The organism is Vibrio sp. 1069, assembly GCF_033340555.1.
In genome coordinates this window covers 1-834 of the sequence record NZ_JAWOWP010000222.1, presented here as the reverse complement: position 1 = coordinate 834, position 834 = coordinate 1, and the positions used below count along the sequence as shown (strand labels likewise).

Annotated in this window: 1 pseudogene; it reads right to left on the bottom strand. The window is 44.1% G+C overall.

The window, feature by feature from the left end:
* Nucleotides 1-834 (bottom strand): annotated as a pseudogene (locus R7040_RS25585) (phosphoglucomutase/phosphomannomutase family protein); the annotation flags it as partial.

Genomic DNA, 834 nt, shown 5'->3' with positions numbered 1-834 from the left:
TAGCTGACTTTTTCAATATCGAACTCAAACTCAGGCAGTTGTTTTTCAACATATATCTTGTTGAATAGGACTTCTTTTTGCGCTGGTTTGAATTTGCAATCACCTTCTGCCATGTACGCGTAGCCGTACTTGCCATAGATTTCATCCAGTAGCTCAGACAGCTTTTTGCCCGTTACCGAGATCATTTCAACCAGTAAGCTTGATGCGAACACACCATCTTTACCTTTGATATGACCGCGAATAGTTAAACCACCAGAGCTTTCTCCACCAATCAGTGAGTCATCTGCTTCCATTTGCGAGCTGATGTGTTTGAAGCCAACTGGAACCTCAAAACATTTCTCACCGTGATCTTCGGCGATTTTGTCTAATAGGTGTGTTGTCGCGATGTTACGTACGACTGAGCCTTTCCAACCTTTGTATTTCAATAGGTAGTAATACAGAAGAATCAGCACTTCATTTGGATGAATGAAGTTGCCTTTCTCATCGATGATACCAAGACGGTCTGCATCGCCGTCAGTACCAATACCGATGTCGTAGCCTTCTTGCTCGACAAGGTGCATCAAGCGGTACAGGGTCGCAGCACTTGGAGAAGGCATTAAACCGCCGAAGTCTGGGTTTTTTCCGTCGTTGATCACGTCTACTTCACAGCGGCCGTTGATTAGGACGGTTTGTAGTGCGTTTTTCGCGACACCAAACATCGGGTCAATCAGCACACGAAGGTTGGCTTTTTTGATTGCTTCAATGTCGATAAAGTCGATGATTGAATCAACAAACTCGTTCATCGGGTTGATGATTTCAATCAACTTGTCTTCAACCGCTTGATCAAAATCGACA